This is a genomic window from Mesorhizobium sp. M7A.F.Ca.ET.027.03.2.1 (assembly GCF_003999175.1).
Taxonomy (GTDB): Bacteria; Pseudomonadota; Alphaproteobacteria; order Rhizobiales; family Rhizobiaceae; genus Mesorhizobium.
Map to the genome: position 1 here is coordinate 1 of NZ_RZOM01000130.1, position 8,959 is coordinate 8,959.

Genomic DNA, 8,959 nt, shown 5'->3' on the forward strand with positions numbered 1-8,959 from the left:
AGACTATCGTCATCGGCTTCGCCACTGCGGAGTCGGGCTTCATGGAAGCTTATGACAAGCCTGCGCAGGAGGCGGCCTTGATCCGCATCGACGAGATCAATGCGGCTGGCGGCCTGCTTGGAAAGCAGATCAAGGTTGTCAAGGCCGACACCAAGTCCGACCGGGCCGAAGGCGCCAAGGCGGGCCTCTCCGTGCTCGACCAGGGTGCGGATCTCGTGGTCGTGTCCTGCGATTACGACTTCGGATCGCCGGCTGCGCTCGCGGCCGAGGACGCGGGCCGTATCTCCTTCTTCCTGTGCGCGGAATCGGTCAAGGCCGGTATCCAGGGTGTCGGCCCGCACAGCTTCTCCGCGTCGGTGCTGGCGGCCGTGCAGGGCGCAACCATGGCCGAGTGGGCATTCAAGGAAAAGGGCGCAAAGGACTTCTACCGTCTGCTCGATACCTGGACGGCCTACAACAAGGGCATCTGCGACGGCTTCGACTGGATGATGCCGAAGCTCGAAGCCCAGGGCGCGAAGCTTGTCGGTGAAGACACCTTCAAGAACGAGGACGCCTCCATCGCCGCGCAGATCACCCGCATCAAGTCTCTGCCGAAGGAGCCGGATGCGATCATGCTTTGCACGATGATGCCGGGCGCTGTCTCGGCCATCAAGCAGCTTCGCGCCGCGGGTATCAACTCCATGATCCTGAATGGATCGGGCGTCGACGGTAGCTATTGGCTTTCGGCTGTGCCCGATCTGACGAACTTCTACGTCCCCGTTCAGGGATCGATCTATGGCGACGATCCCAATCCGGCCGTGCTGAAGTTCAATGCCACCTACAAGGCGAAGACAGGCGCCGATCCCTCGAGCCAGTATGTCTTTCCGGGTTACGTCATGGTCGACGTCTGGGCCAAGGCGGTGGAGCGTGCAGGCACGGCCGATGCCGACGCGGTCGTCGCGGAACTGGAAAAGATGAAGAATGAGCCGACGCTGTTCGGGCCTCGTACCTTCTCGCCGGAACTGCATCACCAGAACCAGACGCGGTACCTGATCGTCGAGACCAAGGCCGGCAAGCCGGGTGTTGTAGGCAACTGGACGATTTCCGAGCCGGTACCGATGGAAGCCTTGCTCAAGTAGGAGAAGATGGGCCGGATAAGTCCGGCCCTTCATCTACGAAAGGCCCTGTTCCTCTGGGACGACCGGGCCTTTCGTCTTTGAGGATCTTGCCTTTGGACAAAAAATGAGGGCGGCCCGTTTGGACCGCCCTTGTCGCCCGATGAATTCAGATTTTCGCTACCCTCGCGCTTTGCGGTAGGAATCCTTGAGCGCTATGAGCTCCCCCGAGAAAGCGAAGATATCGCAGCCGTCGACTTCGATTTTCTGCCCCGCTGCCGTGGTGCCGACGAAGCGCCATGATGAAAGCCCGGTGTCGCCCGTCACGACGTGCCGTCCCCTGGTCCACTCGGCTTTCGGGAAGGCATCGAACAGCGCTGCATAGGCGGCGCGCACGGCGTCACGCCCCATATGCTTGCGCCCTTCGGCATCGGGTCCAGCCGAGCCGTGGAAAGCGCAATTCTCAGCCATGCAGTCCATCAGCGCGCCCACGTCGCGGGCGTTCCAGGCCGCGAGGAACCGGTCGAGCACGGCCAGCCGCCTGGCTGCGAGATCGCCGGCTTCAACGACCTCGACCTCCAGGAAGGCGAGCGGTGCATCGCCGGCATTGATGACGTTGTGAGCCACACCCGTCCGCCGCGAATAGGGCACCCCTTGGGTGAGAGCGGCTTGCGACTGCGCGCCGTCCGGGCCTTCGAGACCGAGTTTGCCGCCCGTAAGCGGCACGATGACGTAGTCATGGCCATGGATGTGCCAGCCGGTCTCGGCCCCGGTGGCAAAGCGCCATTCGGTGACCCGGAAGCGTTCGTCGTCGATATGGACGACCGGTTCGGCTTTCATGCGGGTCATTCAAGTCCCTCCTTGGCGACCGCACCGGTCAGGCGCTCAAGCGTCCGGCCCATGCGCGTCATGATTTCCTTCACATCGTCTTCTGTCGAGATCATCGGCGGACAGAGCGCGAGCTGGTCGCCGATGGCGCGGAAGATGAGGCCTTCCTCGTGGCCGATTCCTGCTGCGATAGCCCCTACACGCCCAACCTTGGCGAAGGGGCGTTTCGTCGCCTTGTCCGCCACCAGTTCAACGGCGCCGATAAGACCGGTGCCCCTCGCTTCGCCGACAAGCGGGTGATCGGCGAATGAGCGGATGCCGGCCTGGAACGACGTCTCAAGGCGGGCCGCGTTTCCGATCAGGTCCCGCTCCTCGAAGATGGCCAGATTCTCGAGACCCACCGCCGTGGCGACCGGATGACCCGACGCGGTGAAGCCGTGGCCGAAATTGCCGATCGTGGCGGTGTTGTCGGCGATCGCCTGATAGATCGCATCGGAGAAAATGACGGCGGCAAGCGGCATATAAGACGACGTGATTTGCTTGGAGACCGTCATGATATCAGGCGTGAAGCCGTATTTCTGAGCGCCGAAGGGCGTACCAAGCCGCCCGAAACCACAGATCACCTCGTCTGCTATCAGAATGATATCATTTGCCCGGCAGATTTTCTCCACGCCTTCCCAGTACCCGACCGGTGGTGGCAGAACGCCGCCGGCTGCCATAAGCGGCTCTCCTATGAAGGCCGCGATGGTGTCAGCCCCTTCTTCCGCGATCACCGCTTCCAGTTCGGCGAGCAGGCGCGCCGTGAAGGCGGCTTCGTCTTCGCCTTCCATGCCGAAGCGATAGAAGTGCGGGCAGGTCAGGTGGCGAACGGGAATCGCTGGCAGATCGAAGTCGCGATGGTTGACCGGCAGGCCTGTCAGGCTGCCGGAGGCGACGGTGATGCCGTGATAGCCCTTGGTCCGCGCCAGGAATTTCTTCTTTTTTGGCCGGCCCAGCGCGTTGTTCATGAACCACATCATCTTGACGATGGTGTCGTTGGCTTCCGAGCCCGACGACGTGAAGAAGACACGCGTCAGGTTTTCCGGCGTCATCTCCACGAGTTTCTCCGCGAGCCGGATGGATGGCTCATGCGCCTTGGAGGAGAAGGTGTGATAGTAGGGCAGCTTCAGCATCTGCTGATAGGCAGCGTCGGCCAACCGCTTTTCCGAAAAGCCGACGCCCACCGACCAGAGCCCGGCGAGCCCTTCGATGTATTCCTTGCCGCGTTCGTCATACACGCGGATGCCGTCGCCGCGGCTGATGATCAGCGGCCCGGTTTCTTCGTGCTGACGCAGGTTTGTGTATGGGTGCATGGTGGTGGCGATGTCGGCGGCGGCGAGAGAGTTGGAAAGCGCATCCATGGAAGTCCTCAGCGGCTTGGGGAAATGGTTCGGGCGGTGAGTTCGAGATAGTCCTCGATCCCATGCGTGGAGCTTTCACGATTCGGGAAACGAATCATGGCAGGCTGTTGGAATGGGTGTCGATGATCCGCCGCATCAGCGCGGCTACGTCGCGCGCATTCGGAGGATCGGAGTGGATGCAGACGGTGTCGAAGTCGACCGGGCGGATCGTACCGTCTGTCGTGACGAGTTCGCGTCGGGTAAGCGCCCCCACCATGCGATGCTCGGCAAGTGTCAGGTCGATGGCCGACTGGACGCGCGGGATGATCAGGCTGCCGCCGGGAGCGTAGGCAAGATCGGGAAAGAACTCGCCCACGAAGGCAACGCCGAGCTCGGCTGCCGCCGTCTCGTGACGGGTTCCCGCCAGGCCGAAGAGCGGGACGCCGAACGGCTTGACCGCCGCGGCAATTGCCCGGGCAGTGTCTATGTCGTGCGCGGCCATGCCGTAGATGATGCCATGCGGCTTGACATGGCTGAGCTGCCCGCCCTCGGCGGCCAGCATCCCCGTCAGAGCACCGATTTGGTAGAGGAAGGCGGCTGTCAGTTCCTCCGGTTGAAGTTTCATCTCGCGCCGGCCGAATCCCTCGCGATCGGGAAGGGACGGATGCGCGCCAACCTTCTTTCCGTGCGAAAGCGCGAGCCGCACGGTCTTCAGCATCGTCCATGGATCGGAGGCGTGGAAGCCGCATGCGATGTTGGCGCAATCGATGTGAGGCATGATGCCGGCATCGTCGCCGAAACGCCAGTTGCCGTAACTTTCCCCCATGTCGCAGTTCAGGGTGACCATGGTTTGCTTGCCTCAGCCCAGAGTGTTCGACGCCCAGCCGGGGGCGATGTGCGGGAATTCCGGCGGTGGTTCGCGCTCGTGCAGCAGTCGAAGCACGCGCGGCGGCGTCAGTGGCAGCTGCCGCACCGGCTTGCCGATAGCGCGTGCCACAGCGCAGCCGATCGCGGCGCCCACGGCCAGGATCGGGACCTCGCCCGCGCCCTTGGTGCCGAGCGGCCCCATCGACGGTGCGCCCTCGTAGAGGTCGGCTGCGACCGGAACCACGTCCTGCGCCAGCGGCAGGCGATAAGTCTCGAAATCGTCCTGCGCGATGCGTCCGTCAGCGGTGATCGTCACCTCCTCATGCAGGGCGTAGCCGAGACCCTGCACGACACCACCCTGTATCTGGCCCATGACCGCGCGCGGGTTGAGTGCGCGGCCGACATCCTGCACCACGCGATAGGCCAGCACCTCGACATGACCGGTATCCGGATCAACCGCCACCTCGGCCTCGTGAACGACGAAGACGGGGATGTCGAGCGCATCGATGAAGTGCCCCATCGCGCAGCCGGACATTACCGGAGTGTTCCTGGCGGTAAAAGCTCCGCTTCCGGTGACCGGGCCGGTGGTTGCCTGCGCATGGGCGACGACAGCGGGGATCGACATGCCGGAACCGGGACGTCCCGTGATCTCGACACGACCATCCCGCAGCACCAAGTCTTCCGGTCGGGTCTGGAGCATCTCACCGGCGGTCCGCAGCAGCTTCTCCCGCACTTCCGCGCAGGCAGCCACACTTGCCGCACCGATGGAGACGGTGGTGCGCCCACCGCCAACGCCGACATCGAGACCGGCGGCATCCGTATCGGCTTCGCGCACGATCACCTGGTCGGGAGCGAGGCCGAGTTGCCCGGCCACGATTTGCGGCAGGGATTGCACCATCGTGCCCGATCCGATCTCCACACCCGAGGTGACTAGCGTTGCGCTACCGTCAGCGTTCAAATTCACCGTCGCCGCCGAAGGCCCGACGAAAACAAACCATGTGCCGACCGTGGTTGCAATTCCATAGAGCCTGCCGTCGGCCTTGGCCTCTGATGTACCGGTACTGGCGCGTAACGCCTCCATGCGATCGAGCATCGGACCCAGCACATCGGCCTCGAAAACCTGGCCCGTGGCACCGAGATCGCCATCTCCCAGGACATTTTTCTTCCGGAACTCCATCGGGTCGAAGCCTAGCGCATCACAGATTTCGTCGGTGTGTCGCTCCAAAGCGAATGTGTTGTAGACGCCGTTGCAAGCTCGGAAAGCACCATTGGGTGGTGTGTTGGTGTATACGGCGCGGCTGACGAGCCGCGTTGCGCCAACCCTGTAATTGCCGCCCAGCGTGTGCGCCGTCATCGTCGTCAGAAAAACCTGTTCGCCTCCATACGCGCCGCAGTCCATCAGCACGACCGCCTCGCGCCCGGCAATGTATCCTTCGGCAGTGACAGCGGACCGGATGCGGATTTCCGCATTCTCGCGGCAGAGGCAGGTTGCCATCTCTTCCTGCCGGGTATTTTCCAGGACCACTGTGCGCCCGGTCATCCGCGCCAGAAGTGCCGTGATAGGCTCGATGGACGCATCGAATTTCAGGCCGAACCCGCCGCCGACAGGGGGTACAGTGACCCGCACACGCCCGGGCGGAAGCTGCATGACCCTTCCGGTGACGTTGCGCACAGTCCAAGGCACCTGCGTCGAGGTCTGTATGTGAGCACGGCTGTCCTCCCAGGAGCCGATGGCAACGCGCGGTTCGAAGGGCACATGGTTCTGCCGGCCGACGGTGAAGCTGCTCTCGACAATGCGAATGTCGGGACGGGAGAAGGCCGCATCGACGTCGCCGCGACTGGATTTTGCCTCCCAGGCGATGTTGCCGGCACGTGCACCGCCCTCGGTGATCACCTCATAGCCGCGCCAGCCCTCGTGAACGAGACGGGCGGCGGGCTGGAGCGCTTCGGCCATGGTGGACACCGGTGCCAGCGGTTCGACCTCAAGCACGACGACTGCAAGCGCCGCCCGCGCCTGCTTCTCCGTTTCGGCGGCGATGACGGCGATTGGTTCGCCGTGATAGCGGATCGTGTCGATGGCCAGGAGCGGATGGTCGGCAATGCCGATGCCGTACAGCCCTGGCGCATCGGCGCCGGTCGCCACCGCGCGCACACCAGGACAGCGAAGTGCTGCCGAAACGTCGAGCTTGCGGATCCGCCCAGCGGCAACGGTCGAGCGCAGCAGCACGGCATGCAACATGTCGGGGCGAACCCGGTCGTTGGTGTATTTCGTGCGCCCGCGCAGCTTGTCCTGCGCATCGCGGCGGGGAAGGTTCATCACCGTGGCGGACAGCTCAGACATGGATGCCTCTTACCACCTGGCCAGCCATCCGCGCTTGGTCGAGCCAGTCGGCCACGGCGTCGACGATCCGCTCATATCCCGTGCAGCGGCAGATGTTGCCGACCATCGCGGCCTTGATTTCGGGACGGCTCGCATGCGGATTGTCGCGCACGAACGCCGAAAGGCTCATGACCATTCCCGGGAAACACATGCCGCATTGCACGGCATCGGCCGCCTCGAAATTGGCCTGGAGCGGGTGCAGCGCCTGGTTTCCGGAACTCAATCCCTCGATGGTCGTCACCGCGCATCCCTGGACGAGGCCAATCGGCTTCAGGCAGGACGGCACCGCTTCATCGTCGACATGCACGGTGCACGCGCCGCAGAAGCCTTCGCGGCACACGGCTTTGGTCCCCGTCAGGAATCGTTCCTGCCGCAGGATGTCGACGAGCGGCGTCATCGGATCGCCATCAAAGCGGCAGTCCTCGCCATTCAGCTGGAATATCACGGTCATGTCAGGCGCCCGGTCTTGAGAAGTGCGGCAACACCGCGCTTGACCAGCGGCGCAAGAACCTGGCGCCGGTACCAACCCTCCGCTTCCTTGCCGTCGCGGCCCTGAAAATCATTGTGCTACAGCGCAAGCCCGGCGGTGCGTTCCGGATCGAGCGCAGAGGCCGAGTCCGCCGCCATGGCCTGTTCGAGCGCCGCCCAGCGCCGCGCTACCGGCTCCACCGAGCCGACGGCGATGCGACATCGTTTGTCCTTGTCTACCGCAAGCGAGACGATGGCGACCGGATAGTCGCCGGCTTTCCGAAGCGGCAGGCGGATATGAGCACTGGCGACAAGGTCGCGGCGCAGATGAATTCTCGTCACAATCGCTTCGGCCAGCAGCGCGTGCCTGTCTTCGAGGAAATCCGAAATACCGATGAGTTTTGGGCCTTCGAACGTCTCCAGTTCCACCGTCGCCTCACAGACGAGAAGCGCAGGGGGGAGATCGGCGGCGGCAAAGTCCAGGGCACAAAGGTTGCCGCCCACGGTGGCGACCCTTCGGATGCCGGGATTGGCCGCATTCTCCGCCGCGGCAACCAGACCTTCGAAGCCCACCGCCCCGTGCAACGCGCGGCCAAGGACTGCATGGCTAACGGCTGCGCCGATCACGACATGGTCCGGTGCGATTTCGACCTTGGACAAGGCGGGTATTCGGTGGAGTGCGACCAACGCCTCGGGAAGATCGACCCCGCGCCGTGGATCACGCATCATCCAGGTGCCGCCGGCAAGCACCGCCGCGCCTTGCCGGCGTGCGGCCATTGCCTCTTCAATCGTGCTGGCTGCGGTGAACGATCGTTCCACGCTTGGTGCCATCTGTCATACCCCTCGGAAGCAGCCAACTTTCGCGGCGCTGCAGCATTGTTGCTCCAGCTTTAGGCTCCTGTGAAATAGTAATTCTTTGAATATCGTATCGAAAAAACAGATAACTCGGGCATCCCGCGAGCGCCCGCAAGATTGCGGCGCGCTCGTTAGTGCTCAGACCCAGTGGGCGACGGTCCGTTTCTCAAAACTTTCCCGGAACTGGGCGGTGGTTTTGGGGAGCAGTTCGCCAGTCTCCCAGTCGAGGATCACGGCATAGTGCCGAACCGCATCGAGCGTATCGATCTCGCCGGAGCGGTATTTGCGCGCGACCTCCTCGGGATCCATGCGTGCCCAGTCCTTCCGTTTCGCCCGGATGTCGGCACGGCAGGCTTCGGTTGCCGTCCCGTCGATTTCGTACTGGCACAGGTCGCGGTCGATTTCGCGGATCACCACGCCGTAGTCAGTCCTGGCGCGCTCCAGGGAAACGTAGTCGTCGATCACGTCCTCCATCACCTTGCGGGGCTCGCGCTCCAATGGATCGCCGAAACCGCCGCCGCCGGCCGTCGGACGAGCGAACTGATCGCCTGTGTGGACGGAGTAATCGGAGAATACGGAGCCGAGCCAAATCTCGGTCTCTTCTCCGGCGCGCTTCATGGTCAAGCCGTGGGGCATCGACGGCAGGCCTCCTTCGACACCCCAGACGACAGCGCGCTCGCGGTCGCAAATATAGGACATGACGGCATTTTCAGCCTCAAGCAGCAACGAAGTCTTCTGCACGCCGACGCCGCCCCGCCATTTGCCGGGCCCGGCTGAATCCTGCTTGATCTGGAACTCGAGTGTCCGAGTGGGATTCACCCGCTCGTTGCCTTCGTTCGGCTGCGACATCAGCCCAGTTCCGAAGCAGGCGGTGGTGACATCGGCACCATCCTTGCCGTTGCGCCCGCCCCAACCGCCGGGCAGCCATTCGTAGAACATGAAGATCGGCTTTTCGGGTTTGCGCGCGTCCCGTCCCCCGGCCAGCAGATATTCGAGGTTGAAGGCGCAGGCGATAGCGCGTTCGGGCATGATCTTCGACCACATCTCGAAGATCGCGTTCATGATCTTTTCGAACGGCATCAGGAACC

General features: G+C 63.4%; 8 protein-coding genes. 1 reads left to right on the top strand and 7 read right to left on the bottom strand.

Annotation, left to right across the window (positions count from 1 at the left end):
* The coding region (locus tag EN750_RS08485) for an ABC transporter substrate-binding protein (RefSeq protein ID WP_145967498.1) at positions 1-1,118 on the top strand (1,118 nt) is incomplete at its 5' end.
* Positions 1,119-1,274: 156 nt separating this feature from the next.
* Here the strand turns inward: EN750_RS08485 and EN750_RS08490 are convergent.
* From EN750_RS08490 to EN750_RS08520, 7 genes are all read right to left on the bottom strand, one after another.
* Entirely contained in the window at positions 1,275-1,943 is a 669-nt protein-coding gene (locus tag EN750_RS08490) for a nuclear transport factor 2 family protein (RefSeq protein ID WP_127396157.1), read from the bottom strand.
* The gene (locus tag EN750_RS08495) at positions 1,940-3,322 is read right to left on the bottom strand and encodes an aspartate aminotransferase family protein (protein ID WP_127396158.1); all 1,383 of its coding nucleotides are present in this window, start codon (positions 3,320-3,322) and stop codon (positions 1,940-1,942) included. Before EN750_RS08495 ends, EN750_RS08490 begins: the two co-directional genes overlap by 4 nt.
* A gap of 94 nt (positions 3,323-3,416) precedes the next feature.
* On the bottom strand, positions 3,417-4,148 hold the full coding sequence (locus EN750_RS08500) for a LamB/YcsF family protein (RefSeq protein WP_127317797.1): 732 nt from the start codon (positions 4,146-4,148) through the stop codon (positions 3,417-3,419).
* Between the two features lie 12 nt (positions 4,149-4,160).
* Complete coding sequence (locus EN750_RS08505; protein ID WP_127396159.1) at positions 4,161-6,509, bottom strand: xanthine dehydrogenase family protein molybdopterin-binding subunit; 2,349 nt, start codon at positions 6,507-6,509, stop codon at positions 4,161-4,163.
* A complete protein-coding gene (locus EN750_RS08510; RefSeq protein WP_127396160.1) occupies positions 6,502-6,999 on the bottom strand; it encodes a (2Fe-2S)-binding protein in 498 nt (165 codons plus the stop codon). Before EN750_RS08510 ends, EN750_RS08505 begins: the two co-directional genes overlap by 8 nt.
* Before the next feature lie 116 nt (positions 7,000-7,115).
* Complete coding sequence (locus EN750_RS08515) at positions 7,116-7,847, bottom strand: FAD binding domain-containing protein (RefSeq protein WP_245482653.1); 732 nt, start codon at positions 7,845-7,847, stop codon at positions 7,116-7,118.
* A gap of 162 nt (positions 7,848-8,009) precedes the next feature.
* The coding region (locus EN750_RS08520; RefSeq protein WP_145967500.1) for a hydantoinase B/oxoprolinase family protein at positions 8,010-8,959 on the bottom strand (950 nt) is incomplete at its 5' end.